The sequence below is a fragment of the Agarilytica rhodophyticola genome (genome assembly GCF_002157225.2).
Taxonomy (GTDB): domain Bacteria; phylum Pseudomonadota; class Gammaproteobacteria; order Pseudomonadales; family Cellvibrionaceae; genus Agarilytica; species Agarilytica rhodophyticola.
Map to the genome: position 1 here is coordinate 4,704,496 of NZ_CP020038.1, position 20,804 is coordinate 4,725,299.

Below are 20,804 nucleotides of genomic sequence, written 5' to 3' on the forward strand. Positions count from 1 at the left end.
TTTTGAAGGCGGCTCATTAACTTACACTTTAGCGATACTTAATAATGGTATGGATAATCTTATATCCTGCCGCAAGGGTGCCTGACAAAGTCCCAGATATTTTCGACACCCCAATACGCTTACGATAATTTACCGGCACTTCCTTACTGCGCAAGCCCATTTTTGCCGCTTTAATTTGCATTTCAATTGTCCAACCATAAGTTTTATCCTGCATGTTAATAGCGACTAAGCTATCGTAGCGAATTGCACGAAATGGACCTAGGTCGGAATAGTTTGCCTTATAAAAAAAGCGCATCAAGGTTGTGGCCAGCCAGTTACCAAAAATTTGTTGAATGGTCATCGAACCTTTTTCTCGAATGCCCAAGCTGCGCGAGCCTATTACCATATCAACACTGTTGCTTATAATAGGCGCTACCAGCTCAGTAATTTCTTCAGGGTAATCAGAATAATCGCCATCGAGGAAAACAATGATATCTGGTTGATGAGATTGCTCAGCAATATAGGCCATACCTTTTAAGCAAGCACGTCCGTAACCCCGAATATCTTCTCTTAACACAACTGCACCGCATTTTTTCGCAACCTCACAAGTATCATCTGTTGAGCCGTTATCAACTACAATAATTTCATCGACGATATCCTTTGGGATTTCGTTAATGACATTGCCCACAGCATTTCTTTCATTAAATGCAGGGATAATAACTTTAATAGAGTTGGACATCAGAAATTACTACGGTAGTTAAGGCCTAAAAGAATATTTTTTAGGCTTCACGCCGAAAAAATATTCTCCGCCAATAATACGTGTTAAGTATGCTTAGTATAGTCTTTAAGCAGCATCACTGTCAGCGTGACTATACTATCGCCCAAGAAGTCTATTCATCCCAAGTTTATCACTTATGGGAGCCTCTCTTAATATGCTTGGATAGGATCAGAGCAGGATATGCTGTTAGATATATAGGCTTATAATGAAGGGAAGGCTTTATAAATTGCCGGATTTAAGTAGAGATGCAGGAATCAGATTCCAGCACCTCATTAGTGCATATTATTTAACGTTCGCGTTAAACTGACCTAACCATCCAGTACAGTTTTGCTTATCGTACATGGCAACATTATTGTCGCCCTTTTTCAGGCCATTAAGTTTAACAGGATCGATATTGCTCCAGAAGTGATTGTTAGTGGTGCCACCTTCAGATAGTCCTTTGTGAAAGCCTGTAACATTGCGCTGACCATTTACAATAAAACAATCCGCATGAACATATTTCTGACATGCTGCAAGATAGTTTCTATTAGGGTTATTACAAGTTTGTGCAGTACAAGCTTTACCATTGTTTCTAAGTGCTTTCGCTTTGTTTAAACGAAAAAAGTTATTAGAGTATGAAATACAATCGGTATTAGTGCTAATACCTCCTGAGTTTGAACCACCAGAATTAGAGCCAGAGCAATTTAAACCGCTATTCTTAAAACGACATTGCTTGTGAAATGCGTTTTGATATTCGTTGTTAGATATTTTTATCCATTTTTGCCACTGCTTATTGCCACAATTCCATGCGATAACATTTTGTTGAAGCATTTTGCCTGTTTGTTGATTAGTAGGGATATCTGCACACTTACCATCTTTTTTTAATAAATAGAAATTACCACTTTTAACTTTCTGAGGAAATTGATTTAGGTTCAGTGCATTTGCCAACGTACTGCCTAAAAATAAAGATACACCAATCAAAAATAATGATAGTGATTTTTTATACATTACTACATTCTCCTATTGTGAGTTTTTGCTTTTTGGGTAAAACACTTAAATGAAATAATACTGTTAGCGGTGTCCCGAAGGTCTAACACGGGATTTTGCAATTACTGCTGGCTGAGCAATTAAAGCCCACCATAAAATTAAGGATTTTCTTCTTTAAATTGACGATAATAATGTTCCATTTCCTCAGTCATACCTTTTTGAGAAATAGTTCGCCATGCCTCACGTCTTAGCTCCATAGTGAGATTTTCGTTATAGGCGAGTTCATATAATTTGTTTTCAGAAGAATCAGAGTTTATTTTCCCCAAAGCTGATACCGCTGATTTAGCCACATCAGGAGAAGTGGATGAAAGAAAACCAAGCACCGACTCTTCTATTCGAGCATCCGTATCAACACCCTGCCAACTCAACATAGCTTCTAATACTGAGGGACGATAGCCTTCATCGATTTCGTACATAATATGCGATAAAGCATCGAGAACATATTCTGCAGTAATAGATTCGGCACGTGTTTCGCTATTGCCATAGCTTAAAACCTTAGCAAAAGCATCGATATTTTCAGGTTCGATAAATGACTGCTGCTGAACGATATCCGCGATAAAAAAAGCGATCGATTCAGTAGATAGCGCTAATTCATTAATCGTATGAATAACCGCAAGCAGTTGCTGATCATTGTAATAATAAATATCTTGTAAAATACTCGCTTCAATTTCTTCCTTTGTCATCGTTTTAACGTCAAAGGGAAGATTCAAATCACCTTTATTTTTTAGAAGCTTTGTATCCGTGCGTTTTAAGTTCTGTACATTAGGGCCAAAAGGCTCGGCATTGTCAGTATCAGCGTTAACTAGTTTTCGGCTTTTATCGTCTATATCGTTTGTATTATTCTTGCTTGGGCTTTCAAGCACAGTCTGATCTTTAACTTTCTTTTCTTTTTTTTTATCAAGATTAACAGCGTTTTTAAAAAGAATTACAAGAGATAAAAAAAGCAAAGAAGATATAGTCACCGCTATCTTTTTATTTTTCACTAACGGAATTTCTCAATTTTTAAAACAAACGGTTTAATTTTTCCAAGGCTTATATGCCTTATGCAAGTAGCGCTTAATTTAGATACAGAGAGTACTGCCTTATAGACGATAAGGAGATCGACCTAGACAATATCTTAATATACTAACATATTACTTTTTACATTCTACACAAATAGCTAGACATAAATTAACTTTTTAATTAAAACTGGATCACATTAACTTACTCAAATATGTAAAGAAATTTTAAAAAGATAGTGTTAACACATAAATTAAAACCGCCATCAAAAAGTAAACCTTCTTTAATTATTAAGGTGATGAAAGCAGTCATTCAAAATACCTTAGCTTCTCAAAAAAGTGACTGGAATGAGTTAATAACGCTTAAGTAGTCTCTTAATTCATTAATCGATATTTTTTGATGGCTTTAATCTTTGAAGAAATTAATTGAAGAGCAGATAATGCATACTATCTATATTTTATAATAGATTTTTGGGCCGTGTAGTTATGCTTAACGATTTTACTATTCAATGAAAAATTTATGTCACGTTGTAATTGATCTTCCCTGCTTTCATCGTCTTAAATACGATGCAAGTATTAGCAGGTAACGAGCTTGGTTAATCTATTTGAAAAACCAACATACTATATTTGGTTATACCAATACACTTTTCTACCTCTACGCTAAACATGTAAGAGTTAATATTTGCAAAAGCCATACATCATCCACCGTAATACTTATTACATCTTCACAATTGTCACAAGCAAACTACTAGAAACTCACACTTAAGATAGAACAGATAGTTCTAAGAAAGCTTTTTAGATAGAACATATTATCAGCGTTGCCATATCGATTTTTCATGTGCCGATGCCGTAGAACAATAAAGTCGGCTCCACTTGCAAAAAAAAACTAATCCAGGTGTAAAATTACCTATGTCTTTGCCTTAAAGCCTATGTTTTTACTCTAAATAAGTTGAGCATTTCGACAGGAAAAAGACACTTTGGCACCAAAAAGACATTTTAGGACATAAAAAAAAATTATTATTTCAAGCCTCTGAAGTACTAAATGGCAAAAAAATTGAAACAATTAGACCTGTTAGTCAGTATTAATAATATTTACTGTTCGACCCAATCATAATTGGTTAAATTAAATACACATCAATACATGATGAGAGAGCCTTGATAACTTCAATAGGTTCTCGTGGAAAAGGGACTTACCATCGTAATCAGTGGCAATAAGCCATCGATTATGCAGAGCAGATAAAAATTAGTTCATGGATGAATTAGGATATTGTTCACATCTATTAAGTTTAGTGTGAACAATATCCTAGCTAAAGTTTACTTCGTATATTTTTTGAGTGATAGAGAACTTTATGGAATACACTGCCATAAGCGAAAAAATACTGGATGCGACTCAGTATCTTATCCAAAGTAAGGGATACAACACCCTCGGCTTTGAGGATATTTCCTCCGTCATCGGAGTGGAGAAAGTACATATATTAAATCATTATCAAAGTAAAATTGATTTATGCTTAGATGTTATTCGCCGTTACCGTAAAAGATTCACAGCAAAACTCCTAGATACAACCGCTAATTATCAGACAAATGCCATCAACGCACTGGATCTATATATAGACTCTTATATGGACTTTGGAGACAATCACGAAAAAATATGTCTATCCGCTGCCCTTGCTGGTGAGTACACAATACTTCCAAAAGAAATACAGCAAGAAGTACTACTATTTATCCAAGATAACCAAAAGTGGTTAACGGATATCTTTACTCTCGGTAAAAATACAGGCGTATTTACCTTCGATAGCAGTTCATCTCTTAGTGCAAGCCTTGCTATAGATGCACTACAAGGCTCACTTATTGTTAGCCGAGCGAAAAAAGATACCAACCACATCATGCAAACTATCGCCACCATCAAAAGGGAACTAGGCATTAAGGAATTGGAGCAGAATGAAGTATAAAATCTTCATACTCGTGCGGCGAACGAATCTTATCTGCAATTTGTGCTTTATTTGACCTAGGATCTGTTGGTACTAGTAGCGCCAACAGACCCCAGCATAAATATTTTAATTCATACTAGGTCAAACCCCGATCTCCATATACCAATGTGCTGTAAGCTAAAAAATAAAAACACATACTTTACGGCTTCATATTGTTAAACCTGACTCTTTCTACACAGTCATGTTTTACTCTGCTTAAGTTTTTCTTTGTTTCTGATTGATAGAAGATTTAGACTGCTCAAGTTTTCACTGTCTAGAACCTTGTATCATGAGCCATACCCTAAATCCCAACAGCTATCATTTTGTTTACGCATACAAAGCATTAAATAGCAATCAATATGTGCTTGAAGTCGCCCGTAGCGAATTATTTGATGGCATCAAATCAAAGCGCTTTCATCCGAGCATCGTGGTACATTGGTTATTGGTAGACCGCCATAATGCCTATCCCTTAAAATTAAAATGGCTCGACGAAACACGTGAAGTGTCCACTAATACCAGCATCGGTGAAATCCAGCATCGCACGTTCGCCGGCTACTCTCTTTACTCAGAGATTAACAGTGGTAAGGCACACTTTTGCTACCATAGAGAAGATAAAAAAATGCAGCTCCAACGGATTGCAGAAGGTGAGGAGTTCGAGTTAATTGATTGTCAAACATTAGACAATATCGCTAACTATTTATACGATTTTTATTACGCTACCCGTGAGGTCGTGTTACAAATCCGCTGTAGTACATCCAAAACTGATAAAAACCTGCCACTAGCTATCACTATTCGATATTACGCCAAACCCTATGACGGTGGCTTTATCCCTAACACTAACGCCCCAGTATTATTTTCCCTGGCTGACACACAAAATAAAGGACAGCAAGTGACGGTACATGGTGAAATATTGCTTAAGCACAGCGCCATACACGGGACAGTGGAAACGGTTTACAGTATAGACACGCGACAGCTACTCAACTCTTTCTACCTGGTTGAAAATGCTGAATCAACCTGCCCGCAGGAAAGTCTTAAACTCAGCCGAATATTTGGCGAGTCCTTTAAAGCACTCACTATACGGCATACACACAAGGGCCAGATCTCGGCGCAATTGATATTCAAAGATGGCCAGATAGATGAGATAGTTTGTCAACAAACCTCACTAACTACCATGAACGCCTTGTACGCTAGCCTAAGCTAGGGCTTTAAAACAGTTATTGGCGCGTAAATTATAGGCTCTGCAGGGAAAATAGAGTTAAAGTACTAAGGTTTAAGAGAAAAATAGCCGTCGTCAAACTGATGCGGATGGGCACAGATTAGCATCAATTAATAAAAGTCCAATTATATATGTCTGTCCTGCAACGTTTCTCTTTGGTGTACGTATACCTAAACATAGAGTAATTTTTCAACCGGGGACAGCCAGGCCTAATCTGTATTGAAGTTTAAGAATAGTGCGCGCTTGCTATTTAGCTATCAAAACGAGGGAATTATGGAAACAACAATACCAACATTCGGAGTAAGGGAGCTAATAGGTATCATAATCACGCTTACCGCTGTTATAGCATTCCTTTTATCCGTCATAAAACTCACACTCACCAAACGTCAAAGTGCAGTAAATGCTGGATATAACCCAGAAAATGGCGGATTCCATATCAACACACAAAACCTCTCTATTGTTACCTTGTGTGTAAGTGCTATATTACTTGCTGTTATGGGAACAGCCGCGTTCGCAGAAAAGCAAGAGCAATGGGTATATTTGGGCAAGGGCTACGACAATAATAAGTGGAACTTCCGAAGTTTAGAGGGCGACCAGAAGTTTGCGGCCAATCAAACAGTAAAAGCTACGAAAAAAGTCAAGATTCGCAATGCCGCATTTGGCAACTTTACTAAAACTTGGCTCAGCATGTTGAGTCCACCTGAGCCGAAAGTGACAGGCCAGCTCGCCGCGGGTGACTGTGCCAAAGTACATGGTTTTAGCAGTGTAGGCTTAAACAAGGTATGGATGCGTATTACGCCGGTTAAATGTCCAAGGAACCAATGACAAAACACTGATACTATATGAACGACCAGTTGCACGATATTGGTCGCTCATATAGGATTTAGTTCTGTATATTTTTCATCATCACTATCGTTACGGTAAAGCTTGGATTAAAAATTGATATCTGCCAAATATACCTCCTATATTTTCGCATTTTTTATGGCTTTAATTATGTCTGGCATTATGTCCTTGGCTATCAGCATTTTTAATATAGGATTTGTTCATAACATCTTGCTAATATGGCTAAAAGCATGGTGCTTTGCATTTGTTATTGCCTTCCCCACAGTGATTTTTGTTGCACCGATAGTTAGAAAAATAATGGCTCTCGTTATTTCCGACAATGCCATTTCTGATAGTGACTAACGCTGGATTCATATTTCTAGCGATTTTTTAAGCACTAAATAACCTACTCTCCATATAATCTTTATACTACTGGCAATAAGCTCGGTTACTGGCGATTCTGAGCTTATCAAAATACTGTTAAAGCTTATTGTCCGGTGTCTTTGCCAATTCTTGTATAGAAAACTACGCGTGCTTTTACTTTTAAGAGCGACGCATCATTTTTTCTTATATTACCTAAGGATTGGATAAATACATTATGTCTATATTAGTTTCTAAGAAACTTTCTAAACTTTGTATTGGAGTAATGTACTCTAGTATTATTTCAAACTTACCATTTAACGATGCACATGCTAGCACTTTAAGTGCAACGAATAATTTCATAGCTGAACCGCCGCAAGTAAGCCCAGCCGCTCCAGCCCATCGCCATCAATGTTACGGAGTTTTATGCACACCCTCACCCGCGCATTTATACAGCGGCGAATTTGTCGATACTAATATCGATTTACACGTTGAAGGGCGCGGTTTAGATTTTATTTGGGCCCGCCATTATCGCTCACGCTTTTCGAGCGATGAAAGTATGGGACACGGCTGGAATCATACGTACAATATTTACATTAAAAAGCATGCTCAAGGACTTCGCCTACACGATGCTTACAACCAGCCTGCCCTTTATACAAAAACGCAAAAAGGAGACTACGAGTCAGCAGGATATCAGCGATCTATCAATATTGATGAACAAGAAATCGTTACCGTCTACTTTCCAGAAGGAGGCAAATGGATTTTTAGAGGTCTAAATGATTCTGTAGCGCCAGGAAAAATTGATACCATCGCAGACCGTAACGGTAATACCCTCACATTTAATTATAATAAACAACACCAGTTAACAAACATCTCAGACACCCTAAATAGAGCGTATACCATAAAACATGACAGTCATGGGCGCGTCGCTAGTGTTACCGATTTTAGTGGTCGAAGTGTCAGTTACAGTTACGCAAAACGCAATACAAGACAGGCTAATAATGGTGATTTAATTCAAGTTAGTCTGCCTCGTTTAACAAGTGAGAAAGATACCGCTGGTAATACTAAACATATATCCAGAAATATTAAATACACTTATACCACGGGCTTTAGTGACCCCCAACTAAACCATAACTTACTTTCTATTATCGATGAGAATGGCGAAACAGTATTAACCAACCGTTACTCATCGACCAGCGACTCTAAAAGCCTCAACTATGATAGGCTAACTCATCAGAAAAGACAAAACGCAAGCCATGCTATTCAGCTAGCATATGAGCGTAGTGATGATGAAGATACTAGTATTCGTACATGGTTAAACGATGCAGAAGGTGTGGTTAGTGCTTACGATTTTGATCATCGTAATAGCATGAGAAAACTTACACAATTTACAGGCAAAGCGAATCCTAGTAAGCCTTTCCATACACGCAAAAATCCTTTAGTAGGTGAAAATAGATTAAGTAAACGTAGCTTTAGTTATAGCCATGATGATTATTTTAATATCACTTTAATGACTAAGCCCAACGGTTCACAAATACAGTTTCACTATCCCACAAAAGCTGCAGCACATTTACGTGGTCGTCTACTTACAAAAGTAGAAATCGATCCAACAGGTAATGAGCGTCGTTGGCAATATGAGTACGACCATAACTTTGCTTCCTCTGGCACCGCTGACTTTGCTAGTCGCGTTACCGACCCTTCCAATTTAACAGAGCTCTTCAGTTACGATCAATCAGGTAACCTACTGAACCATAGCTTTTTAAATGCTCGGCAGAAACGTACGGACTGGAAATACAATAGTTTTGGTCAGCTAATAGAGCATATTTATCCCGCTGATGATAATGGCGTACGCCAGCGCACTGAATATCATTATTATGATCGTAATAATGATGACCAAGGGCATTACACTGGTTATCTAGCAGCTGTTATTGAAGATGCTGACACATTAAAACTAACCACAAAGTACCAAGTAGATGCGCGCGGAAATAATATTCGAGAAATTGATGCAAGAGGACACGATACCAAGCGGGAGTTTAATGAGGCAGATAAGATTCTTATCGAATGGTCACCAGAAAAAGATAATGTACGACGCTATGACCTGAGACGTTATGATGCTAAAGCCCAAATGGTAGGTGTATCGTACCTCAACGTTGACCACAATAATCAAGTGCTTCGTGACAACCCAACTATCGATGTTAATTACCAACTAGATATATTGGGCAACCCTGTTGTCACGCAAGAAGAAAATGGTATTGATGCCTCCACAGGAGAAATTCGCTGGGCTACAACTATAGAAACTTACGACGGCTTGGGCAGATCTAAAACTACACGTTTTCCCGGTGATGTGGACGGTTCTCGTAAAGGTGCTAACAAAGTTAATGTGTGGGATGAATATGGACGCTTAGCACAAGTAATACATGCACACAACGAAGATGAAACCACGGCAACCCACTTTATCTACGACGACTTAGACAATGTTGTACAGAGAATTGAAGACGCTACCGGTACGCCTCGTATTTGGCAATACGGTTACGACGGCTGGGGGCGACAAACAGAAGAAGTCGATCCGATGGGTAATAAAACAATATTTACAAGAGACTTAGCTGATCGCATAACATCTATAAGAAAATACGGTGAGCTCGTAGATATTAAAGGAGACGCTAATAACGTTTTACTTTCTCATACTGAAATTAAAATGGACGATATAAAACGCATAACAACAACACGAAAAAGGTTGTTTAATCCCAAAGAAGGCCCATCCGCAAACGACAATTGGGTAAGCCATTCAGTGCTATTAGATAATCGAGACCGCCCCACCGAAGCTATCGACAGCAATGGCAAATTAACAGTGCGTGAGTATGACTCTGCCGGCAGAGATACAGGTAAGATTAGTGCTAGCAATGTTATACGCACTCGGGGTTTAGATCCTTTAAATCAAGTCACATCCCGTGCTTACCATATTCATGACCAGCACAATAAAAACACCATGAGTTTTAAATTTTCACAAGAGTTTGACGCTTATGGCGACCGAGTATCGACCATCAATGAACGCAATGCTTCTCGCCACTATACCTATGATTCCCGTGGCAGTGAAACAAGTGTGACCGATGAACGCGGTCATACTGTCACTTATGAATATGATGATAGAGGTAATGAAACATCGGCAACTTACCAATTAAATAACGGTGAGCAAATTACTATCGAGCGACAATGGGATTCTTCAGGCTTAAAAGTCGCCCAAGGTGATGGCCTAGGAAACATCACCTATACAAAATATGATGCCATAGGCCGCCCTACCCGTATCAATTATCCCGACGGCACATATGAGCAAATGCGTTACGATGGTAGCAGCAACTTATTATGGCACCGTGATCCTGCTGGCACTATTACAGAGATGTATTACGATTTACTCGACAGACTTACTGAAGTAAAAGTAACCACTGGGCGAGGTATCCAGGATACAACTACTTTTGAAAAGTTCGCTTATGACGGAAGTTCTAATCGTGTTATGGCTGCGAATGATGCGAGCACTATTTATTGGCAGTATAATTCTTTAAATACAGCGACCTCAGAAAAAAGTGCACAGTCACAACGAGCAGCTAAAGTCATTGTTGATCGTTATAATCTAACAACAAACTTGCGATATCCCTCGGGTAAGCAATTACATTTCAAGCGTGACAGTGCAGGGCGAATTATTGAAATTTCTGACAATAATAACGTCCTTGCTAACTCTGGCTATCTCGGCCCAGATTGGCTACAAACACGAGGATTTCCCCTTATCAATGCAGAGTCGATTTATACGCGACTCGGTACAGGCCAAATATCTGAAATTGAACACTCTGTTGACGGTACTGTTATCAGTAATACAGTCTATGCAAGTGATAACGCTGGTAATAAAACCTCTGTAACGTCCTCCAATCACAATGAACTTTATGCTTACGATGCTTTAGGTCGAACCGTGCAAAGTGAAAAACAGCTGTTTGGTAACAATACCGTTGATGTTGCCTATAAATATGATGCCGCCGGGAATTGGCTTGAAGTATCACATCAAGCAATAAAAAGCGAACACAGCTGTAGTGGAAATTATGTAGTCGATAACTTACGCAACCAATATCGCAGCACACCATGCGAGCGGCTACAATATGACGCAAAAGGCTCATTAACATCACTTAGCGCACTAAATAACAACGGCAGAAATCGCCAGTTACTTTATGATTTTAAAAATCGTTTAGTGGCAGTAAATGAGCGCATAGGAAACAATACTGTTTTAACTCAACTTACCTATGACCCACTAGATCGCATTATCGATGTGACACAAACGAATAGTGATAATGAGCAAGTGTATAAAAATACACGCACTTGGTTTGGCGAACAGATACTCGAAGAACAACGCGAATTCTCAGAGGGTGATACAAAAGTACATGTTACCTATTCTTTTATTTATCCAGATGAAAAAAATTCTCGTCCTATAGTACGTCACAACTTAGATAATAATCGAGATAACTACCTTTTTTATTTTGATAATGATGTATCTTCTGTAACAAACGCAATATTACTTGATGCCGACGGCAATACCCAGCGAGAAAGCTATAGCTATTCTGACTACGGACATCCTGTATTTATTGATAATAGAGGCATGACTTCAAACAAGAGTAGATTTCATAATACAAGACTATTCGGCGGCTTGAGTTACCTGCAAGGTCTCGGTTATTACTACGCTAGGCACCGTATAGTAGATCCAAAGCTTGGCCGTTTTCTTACTGTTGACCCTGCCGGACGCTGGGCAGACAGCTCAGCTTTAGGTAATCCATATACCTATGCAGGAAATCAACCACAGACAAGTGTTGACTTGGATGGTACCTGGAAAACACCTAATTTTATTGGATTTAGCAGTAGCCAGGAATCACGCATTAAAAATAGTATGATGAGCCGCGCGCAATCTCGTGCTTGGCATTTGCGCGCACAACTTGAGTTCGTCTGGCAACCTTATAGTTCAAACTCAAAACGCAATCGCTACTATGGCGATGGTCAAAACTTATTTGATTTTTTTGGTAGCTGGCGCTCACGTGCATCTACCGACGAACTGAGACGAAGTGCAATATATATTCATCGACGCTCAAAAAATGATGTAGTTACCTTTAAAGAACGCACAACTGGAATGTGCGGCAACGCCAACACCCTTGCCTGGACACTCGCCAGTCGCCACGCCTACATCCGTATATGCCCAAGTTTCTGGGGATGGCGAGGTGCCACCGATACCACACCTCCGCGTACAGGTAGCTGGTCAAGTCGGCCCGGCGTCATCCTACATGAAATGGCCCACAATGCTGGCATAGCCGTTGGCGATAAGAAGTATGCAAACTCTTCCGCTCGTGCTTCAGCTATACGTAGGCCCTGGTCGGAAAACAATACATATAAAGCAAAACATAACGCTGACTCTTATGCGATGGGCGCACTGGACTGTGCCTTTGGTAACGGTAAAACTCATTGTGATTAGAAGAGATCAATACCTTAACTGTTGATCATATAAAAGCCCCTCACTGCTAGGGCCTGTTCACACTAATGGAATCGCTCCTGTCGCCCCTAAAACACGCCAGTTTAGGCACGAGAAGCGCAGTTTGGTGGGCCAAATAAGTGACGAGCAACGACAAATGGCGTGTTTTAGGGACGACCCGAAGGGCTGGGCGTATTTTTCCCATATTCTGCGTTGCTGTTCGTTCATTTGGAATGACCAAACAGCACTCACAGCGCCTAGAATACGAAAAAAATACGCTCCAGCAGGCGCGGTTCAATTTGTGTGAACAGGCCCTAGTGAGGGGCAGTAGAAAAAATAATACATGGAGAAAGGAGTATTTAAGCTGCCCTTTTATTAGAGCTGCTATTACAATGACTGTAGAAAAATAAGAATGTTTTGTTTTTCTACAGTCTGTAGGCTCTTATAATTTTGTTTTGCTTTCTGTCCTTCGCCACCATGCCAAAAAATGGCTTCTTCAATTGACCTAGCGCGACCATCATGTAAATAACTATGCACTGGTGAACAACGTTCATCACCTTGCCGACCCGTTGGGTTAATAACGCCTCCTGTCACACAAGCACTTAAACCAAGTCCCCACAAAGGCGTCGTTCGCCATTCCGACCCAGACGCTTCTCCCTCACCTAAACTATCCGCAAGGCCAGGCCCCATATCATGCAATAATAAATCACTGTAGGGGTGAATTGTTTGCTCGCGCAACTCGGCAAAAGGATGAAAGGGACTGGTTTGTAATGTAGGTGTGTGACAATCCGCACAACCAATCTCTGAGAATAACGCTTTACCCTGTTTAACACGTGAATCACTAACATTTCGCTGGGGCCTAACCCCAAGTAAAGCGATATATTTAACAAGATTATTTAAGTGCTCATCCCCTAATTCTGAACCAGCCCTGCCACAATCATTCTGCGCTGTACCACAATCGGGTTCAGGTAAGACAGACGTCATCACACCAATATCCGTATTCAATGCCGCAGCAATTTGATGCCGCAAACTTGAGCTTCCCGCTTTCCAGCCAAAGCGACCTAAACGAATATCACCAGAGACAGGATCAATTAATTTCTGTGCTCTACCTGAAATACCATCACCATTTCTATCCTCTGGGTCTTCACGAGCTAAAATCAATGTTTCCGCAATCGCCTCTAATAAACCTAAGCCAACGAGCTGTGGGGCAATACGTGCTGAGAATCTCACTGGTGTATATTGAGTAAATTGATAATGAGGTTTACGTAAGCCGTTAACATCTTCCCAAAATGCAAGAGTCACTTCACCTTCACTGATAGCATTATTAGCACTTTTAGGCTGAAGCACGCGGCCAATATTTACGTCGGGCTTACCCTCAGTGTCTCCCACCTTAAACACCCATTTATCTAGTGTTTGGCCTACTTCTGGCGGCGCAGCTCTACCATTACGCTCATGGCAATCTGAGCAACGTTGATTGATATAATGATTTCCCGCTTTACCTACCATTTCACTAAAAATACCGTTTTGCGGATTTTCATCATGAGCACCATCAACAAAAGATGTATGGTGGATACGTCGTCCCTTAACAAAAGGCTGACCGTTGTCATAGCCTAAGTTAGTTGCCATCTGCATAAAGTGATTATCAGGTTCATTAGTTTCCATAGAAGGCAATGTGGTATTGCCACCTAACCAAGCAGCTTTAGGAATTTTAAAAGAATCTTCTTGATGCAGCGGCCCACCTTGAACAAAACCTTTATTTGTATCCCAAGGAACAAGCCCTTCGCCAACAATGTACAAATAGGTAGTTCCGTAATAATTTGCGCGACCGCGGGGAAGGTTATTGGTAAGAAATTGGCTGATCTCAAATTCAATTTTATCACCAATTTGAATAGGCCTATTTTCTCTCACATTCCAGTTTCGTTCTTTGTAATAATGAAAGTCACCAATACGATTCATAGTGCCATTATCATAGTATTCTGCCACTGTATTAACACCACGATAAAACCAACGGTTCTCCGCTTCCGTATCGTCCAAACGCCATTGGGTAGTAACATTCATTCTCACGCTGTTGCCACCCTTGGCAACATAGTCGACAATTTCTATAGCCGCTGTTCGATGTTCCCAATAAAACGTTAAATAATGGTCGTAGGCCTGGAACTCATCTTCTTTCGCATGACGATCCCTTCCACGATCCGCAAAGCGTGTCACCAAAGCATCACCGCGATCGAATTGGGTAACAGGCTCTAGTTTTGTCGAAGGATCAAACAGAGGCACTACAGTTTTAGGCGAAGGGGGATAAGTTGGGCTGGGCACCGGGGTAGATGTAGGAGAAGGAATATTTGTAGGTATTGGTGTTGATGTCGGCGTGGGCGTCACACTCGCTGTTGGAGCAGGATAACCACTTAAACGATAGGTTTGTCTTTTAGTATCCACCGCATGATCCACATTCCAGTAGGTGAAATTAAAACTAATGCGATCTCCTTGGCTTAAATTATTAATGGTGTAGGTATTACGTCCACTATCATGATGCATACGAACATTGAGCTGGTTACCTGTATTGATCGAGTAATGGACATCTGACCAAGCATTGGAATTAACAAAAAAAGTAACGCTAGAGGGGCCATTTCGGTATATACCGCTAATTTCTGGAAGCGATTTGTTCACATCATTTATGGCAGGCTCCGCCTGACCGTTATAGTTAAACATAGGTATATTATCCACCATCCCCCGATCAGGAAAAGAAGCTTGAGCAGTAGATGTCACCATGCATAGCAAAAAAGCTATAGATGAATTAAACCAATTGAGAAATAAACGCAGATAAACAAAATATCGTGAAGATAGCTGTTTGATAGAAGTCATAAAAAGTTCCAAGCAATACCAGTGAATTGAACTGTCGTCATAACTAACACTAATAAAAAATTATTAAAGCTCACATTTCCATCTCGCTATTACGAAAACAATTTGAATATATTTGTCATTATTAGTGATTGTTTTGCCAACACTAGTATTAACTTGAGCTTCTCATGGTGAAGTGTCGACCTGATATACGATGCGAAAGTGATACTGTTGAGGTTGTATTCCAATAGAGATCAAAATGCCCTCTGCTAACGGATTTTAGAAAGTTCAAAATCAAGCAAACGCGTAAAACCAGACAAGTGCCACTTTGCGCATACTATTTTTGGCTCTTGTTATTAGTAGAGGTGCCATTACATCAGACGTTTACTGCGTCGACCTAACAACAAGTGGAAAGTAAGCTGCGGTAATATCTCTTGCAACTTGTTTAGCGGAAAAAAGAATAATGAATAACATTCAGTTTCTATCAACTAAAGTGCTCTTACTCATTACACTTAGTGCCACGTTGTTAGCTTGTGGTGGCTCTGATTCCTCATCCCCTACTTTTGAAACCTCTTCACAAGCCTCGTCAACACCTCTGCCAGTAAATAGCCATACTCGTCATTGGCAGATGGTATGGAATGACGAATTTGATGGGCCTGACATTGATCTTGGCAAGTGGAGCCACGAAGTCAATTGTTGGGGAGGCGGTAACAACGAGCAACAGTGTTATACAGACCGAGCTATCAACTCATTTATCGACGATGGCATGCTCAACATCGTCGCACGCAGAGAACAATTTACCGGACCTGCAACACCTGATGGTAGCGCCGGCAACAATGCAACTTTGCCTTATACCTCTGCCCGCCTAAGAAGCATGAACAAAGGCGACTGGAAATACGGCCGCTTTGAAATTAGAGCCAAACTTCCAGAGGGCCAAGGCACCTGGCCTGCCATATGGATGCTGCCCACTGACTATGTTTACGGTGGTTGGGCCGCATCTGGCGAAATTGATATTATGGAAGCGGTCAACTTAAAAACACAATCAGATGAAGCAGAAGCACCACCAGGAACTTCAGAGGCTCGCGTTCACGGCACCTTACATTACGGAAGAAGCTGGCCGGATAACGTTAATTCCGGCACTGACTATAAATTACCTAATGGTGTTAATCCTGCCGATGACTTTCATGTGTATGCAGTGGAATGGGAAGCCGGGGAAATACGCTGGTACGTAGACGATCATCATTTCGCTACCCAAAGAGAAAGTGGCTGGTACAGCCAATTTTTGGACGAAAGCGGCACCATGATAAATGGGCCAACTGGCTCCCCTTTTGATCAAAAATTTCACATGTTATTAAATCTTGCCGTAGGTGGCGCCTGGGCAGGTAATGTCAATGAGAAAGGTATCGACGAATCGGTGTTTCCTCAGACATTAGTTATCGACTATGTGCGCGTCTATGAGTGCGCGGTGTCACCTACTACTGGTGCCGGTTGTGCAAATCTTGGCAATAGCGCCGAGCTGGTAGCAGGAAATACCGCTCCACCAGTAGTGGATTCAAGCAGTGACTATGGTTCAGGGCCTGTGTACACACTTTATAACAATGGTGTTACCGAGGGACTGGAGTTACGCTCTTATAATCCAGATAACCAAATTGCCATTTCTGAAGTTGCTGAAACTAATCGCGGCAGTGTGCTCAGGGTCGACAAAACGGGTGTCAATGGGAATGTATATTTTGCCTATCCACCTCGTGTAGATTTAAGTGATTTCGCAGCAGGCAGCACACTTATATTCGAACTGAAGGTAGTCGATAACAGCGTAAGTAATCCAGCTACCAGCTTATTGATAAAGATTGACAGTGGTTGGCCAAATGTCAGTGATATAGAAGTCCCTATTGACAACACTAATGAATGGTCAGAAATACGTATAAGCGTAACAGAGCTTGCGACACGAAGAAATTCGTTAGCAAATGGCATCGCGACCTTGTCAGATATTATCAACCCCTTCGTTATAGAGCCGACAGGTGCGATAAGTTTACTTATTGACAATATTCGCTTTACAACAGCAGATGGAGACACAACTACGCCCACCATCCCCCCAAGCCCAAAAGCACAGGTAGATCTGCCCGTTACTTTTGAGGATGAGCAGGTAGACTATTCTCGAATAGACTTCGGCGGAGTCTCCACAATATTAACGAGTGATCCAACTGGCGCTGCTGGTAGAGTAGCCATGACGACAAGGACGCAAAATGCGGAAACCTGGGCAGGTACTACTATGAGTACTAGGGCCTGTTCACACTAATGGAATCGCACCTGCTGGTAAGCATTTTTTCGACTAGCTAGGCAACACAAACGCCGTTTAGTTATTCTCGGCAATTGCTCCTGCATTGCTCTAATTACCTGTATCCATACAGGCATAAATAAGTGCGTGTTAACGACGCTAGGCGGAAAAATGCTACCAGCCCTTGGCAGTTGCTCCTGCACTGCCCTAATACACCACATCCATGTGGCTATTCGGGTTTGCACTCAAAGGCGCTACTCTGCGTTACTCATCGCTCATTTAGAGCGACTAAACTACACTCTTCGCGTCTTGATTAGCGCTTTTGAGTGTAAACAGGAGCGGTTAAATTAGTGTGAACAGGCCCTAGCGAAGGGTTTGCGTCGATAATTCCGATAACAAAAACTAGTAGCCTTATGAAAGTTTGGTTGTATTCGCCCCGAGAAAATATTCCAGTCCGCTTAAAATTAGAAGATCATAGTAATCCTGCGCATAGTGTTGAGAGTGAGGTTCACACAACACAAGCCAACCAATGGCATGAATTAATATTCGACTTTAATAATCATGTGCTGGGTACCGAGCCATTAATTCAACCAGGCTGGCGTTTCGATAAAGCCTCCATATTTTTCAACTTTGGTACTTCAGGAGCTATCGCGGGAGAAGAAGTGTACTATTGGGACAATATTTCATTTGGAAATTAGCGAACAAGCTCTACTAGGGCCCGTTAACAGGCCCTATGATATACTCTTAATAAGTTTTTGAGAGGCACAATACGCACGGTACTGTGTTGGCGTCATGCCAGTAAATTTTTTAAAAAAGCGGTTGAATGCCGATTTACTATTAAAACCAGAGCGGTTCATCACATCGATCATAGATACACCTGCTCCATCTTTAGCTAAAACATCTTTCGCATGTTCAACACGATAATAATTGACAAACTCAAAGAAATTTCTCTCATAGTGCTTATTTATAATCGCTGACAATAAACGTTTAGGCAATGAAGTTACCTTAGACAACTTGTTCAGCGATAATTCTGGGTCAAGGTACACTTGACGATGATTCATCGCCTCATTAATTCTTTGCACATGCTCTGTCGTATATAACTGTGTGGCAAAGGTTGTTTCTACTTCCAAAGCATTGTGTTTAAGAGTGTAACTGGCCCGTGAGATATTGAGAAACAACAAGGTTACCACAAGAGCTAAGTGAGCATAATTCTTAAGCAAGGACAAGATATGACCGGATAAATTAACTTGTGTCAACGCTTGGGCTAAAGTGTCCCATAACCAAAGAAATACAAAGCCAATCACAAGTAAACGCAACCAATCAGCATTAACTTTGTCAATACTTGAGATATTATCTTTTAGTTTTTGGCTGTGGGCCTGAAGCATTCTTAAACATAAAAAGCCGTAGACAATATAGGACAGTTTTGACAACCACATAAAAAATCTAAAAATCGGATCGGCAAAAAGAATAGAGTAATTATGTATACCCGCCTCTAAATTTTGCTCACCTAGAGAATGGTATATCAGTGGAATAGCAATGATAAAAAATATTCCAGGTAAAAAATGCAAAGCACTGTTTGGTGTTAATGTTAGGTTGAAAAAAAGAACGGACTTTACATAAAAAAATAACAGTGGCGCCTGTAAGAAAAGAGAGACTTTAAAAATAAAGAAAATGTGAGGAGACAACAAAAGTAGTTGACTCTTAATCGCCAGAGACCAATAAATAAGTGCGTCCAAAAAAGTCAGCGCAATACATAATAAAAAGAGCGATAGAAATATATTCTTTTGAGTCACTGTATTTTGTAAACCCAACAGGCCAATATGAAATAAACATGCAGCAATAGCAAGAATAAGTGCCAAATCATTAATATTAAATAGCAGCACAGACACAGTATCACCTCGTTATCGTTATATTTTGGTAACACTGGCAACATACACCAATCTCCCCCTTCTTCCTAGGGCATACAGGCCCAAATAGCCATAAAAAAAGGCGATGAATAATCATCGCCTAAAGTCGGTGCAGAAGAATACAATAGTTTTATTTAAAAAACAGGGAATGCTTGTGCTAAAAAGTCTCGCAGTAGCAACCTTGGACTCTCTTGTGTAGCACCATTTTCTGAGTAGCGAACAAATACCTCCATGATGTCCTCCTGAGGTGGTGGAGCAGAGATAGAACTAACAACTAGAGCAATAGGCGTGATGTTTGAGCCGACAAGAGGCATAGGGATGTAAAGTAACTTTTCGCCCTGTCCGTGCCAAAGTACCTTTACTTCAATGCCTTCTCCAACAGTACCTTTATTGGGATCATAGTTACGTCCTAAATTACCGTTTAAGCGCATAATAACGGACTTGCCATCGAGCGTGGTCGTATAGTTGTCAACCTCATTAAAAGGCGTAGTATTTTCCAACATTGCGTATCCTGACGCCAACATTGGGCCGAGAGGAGAAGCATTTCCACCGACAAAAGACTCCTGCTCGTTAACGAATATATTAAATGTCACATCTACGGGGTACATAGGATCATTCAATAATAATTCTACGCGAACCGAACGAAATACCCAGATATTATTAGCGATAGCAATATAGCTATTAGTAAAGGGATCGAAGCTAAAGTTATTGACATTTAAATTTGGAGCATTTTCGAAATTGACAGAGAAATTAGTCACATTCGTCTGCCCATTGTACGAATTGAACTCAGTTTTTACTTTACCTGTAGCAATGCCTCCCAATTCCAATGAAGGATAAACGGGAAAACTGGATGTGTGTGTTGAAAATGAATATTGCGCTGTTTGTGCCGACACCTGCATACTCGCCAATGCAAGCAGTGTGGCGCAGATAACGAATTTAATGTACTTCATAAGATATTCCTTTTAAGTATTACAACAGTATATTGATTACATACAATACATAAATAAAAAGCACTCTCTTGACGAGAAAAATCAAAAGGGTGTTAGATGAGAACAAATTATTTTTTGCCATGTAGCCTTCCTATTTCACAGTCCATTGCTACATTTTTATGTCCCTATTTATCTTCAATAGATATGAGCTAAGCACT

At 40.3% G+C, this 20,804-nt stretch carries 13 protein-coding genes; 7 read left to right on the forward strand and 6 right to left on the reverse strand.

Features of this window, described 5'->3' with window-relative positions; translation table 11 throughout:
* Positions 1 to 28 precede the first annotated feature (28 nt).
* From BVC89_RS19570 to BVC89_RS19580, 3 genes are all read right to left on the reverse strand, one after another.
* Entirely contained in the window at positions 29 to 718 is a 690-nt protein-coding gene (locus BVC89_RS19570) for a glycosyltransferase family 2 protein (protein WP_086932817.1), read from the reverse strand.
* 321 nt (positions 719 to 1,039) lie between these two features.
* On the reverse strand, positions 1,040 to 1,744 hold the full coding sequence (locus BVC89_RS19575) for a hypothetical protein (RefSeq protein WP_086932818.1): 705 nt from the start codon (positions 1,742 to 1,744) through the stop codon (positions 1,040 to 1,042).
* Positions 1,745 to 1,881: 137 nt separating this feature from the next.
* On the reverse strand, positions 1,882 to 2,766 hold the full coding sequence (locus BVC89_RS19580) for a HEAT repeat domain-containing protein (RefSeq protein ID WP_086932819.1): 885 nt from the start codon (positions 2,764 to 2,766) through the stop codon (positions 1,882 to 1,884).
* Positions 2,767 to 4,130: 1,364 nt separating this feature from the next.
* Between BVC89_RS19580 and BVC89_RS19585 the strand changes: the two genes are divergently transcribed.
* The 5 genes from BVC89_RS19585 (at position 4,131) to BVC89_RS19605 (ending at position 12,643) form a co-directional block, all read left to right on the forward strand.
* A complete protein-coding gene (locus BVC89_RS19585) occupies positions 4,131 to 4,730 on the forward strand; it encodes a TetR/AcrR family transcriptional regulator (RefSeq protein ID WP_086932820.1) in 600 nt (199 codons plus the stop codon).
* Between the two features lie 307 nt (positions 4,731 to 5,037).
* Complete coding sequence (locus BVC89_RS19590) at positions 5,038 to 5,949, forward strand: hypothetical protein (RefSeq protein WP_086932821.1); 912 nt, start codon at positions 5,038 to 5,040, stop codon at positions 5,947 to 5,949.
* A 288-nt stretch (positions 5,950 to 6,237) separates the two neighbouring features.
* Positions 6,238 to 6,789 (forward strand): hypothetical protein, encoded by a 552-nt coding sequence (locus BVC89_RS19595; RefSeq protein ID WP_086932822.1) that lies wholly within the window; start codon positions 6,238 to 6,240, stop codon positions 6,787 to 6,789.
* Positions 6,790 to 6,903: 114 nt separating this feature from the next.
* A complete protein-coding gene (locus BVC89_RS19600) occupies positions 6,904 to 7,149 on the forward strand; it encodes a DUF2798 domain-containing protein (RefSeq protein ID WP_086932823.1) in 246 nt (81 codons plus the stop codon).
* 235 nt (positions 7,150 to 7,384) lie between these two features.
* Entirely contained in the window at positions 7,385 to 12,643 is a 5,259-nt protein-coding gene (locus tag BVC89_RS19605) for a DUF6531 domain-containing protein (protein ID WP_086932824.1), read from the forward strand.
* A 384-nt stretch (positions 12,644 to 13,027) separates the two neighbouring features.
* Here the strand turns inward: BVC89_RS19605 and BVC89_RS19615 are convergent, their stop codons facing one another.
* Positions 13,028 to 15,499: a di-heme oxidoredictase family protein gene (locus BVC89_RS19615; RefSeq protein WP_086932826.1), complete on the reverse strand. Its 2,472-nt coding sequence runs from the start codon at positions 15,497 to 15,499 to the stop codon at positions 13,028 to 13,030.
* Between the two features lie 439 nt (positions 15,500 to 15,938).
* On the opposite strand from BVC89_RS19615, the gene BVC89_RS19620 reads away from it, so the two are divergent.
* Both BVC89_RS19620 and BVC89_RS19625 read left to right on the forward strand, forming a co-directional pair.
* Complete coding sequence (locus tag BVC89_RS19620) at positions 15,939 to 17,771, forward strand: glycoside hydrolase family 16 protein (protein WP_086932827.1); 1,833 nt, start codon at positions 15,939 to 15,941, stop codon at positions 17,769 to 17,771.
* 392 nt (positions 17,772 to 18,163) lie between these two features.
* Entirely contained in the window at positions 18,164 to 18,448 is a 285-nt protein-coding gene (locus BVC89_RS19625; protein ID WP_086932828.1) for a hypothetical protein, read from the forward strand.
* A gap of 33 nt (positions 18,449 to 18,481) precedes the next feature.
* Here BVC89_RS19625 and BVC89_RS19630 read toward each other — a convergent pair whose 3' ends face one another.
* Both BVC89_RS19630 and BVC89_RS19635 read right to left on the reverse strand, forming a co-directional pair.
* Positions 18,482 to 19,639, reverse strand: coding sequence for an AraC family transcriptional regulator (locus tag BVC89_RS19630; protein ID WP_086932829.1), 1,158 nt, complete (start codon positions 19,637 to 19,639; stop codon positions 18,482 to 18,484).
* Between the two features lie 152 nt (positions 19,640 to 19,791).
* Positions 19,792 to 20,607 (reverse strand): hypothetical protein, encoded by an 816-nt coding sequence (locus BVC89_RS19635; RefSeq protein WP_086932830.1) that lies wholly within the window; start codon positions 20,605 to 20,607, stop codon positions 19,792 to 19,794.
* Between the last annotated feature and the right edge of the window lie 197 nt (positions 20,608 to 20,804).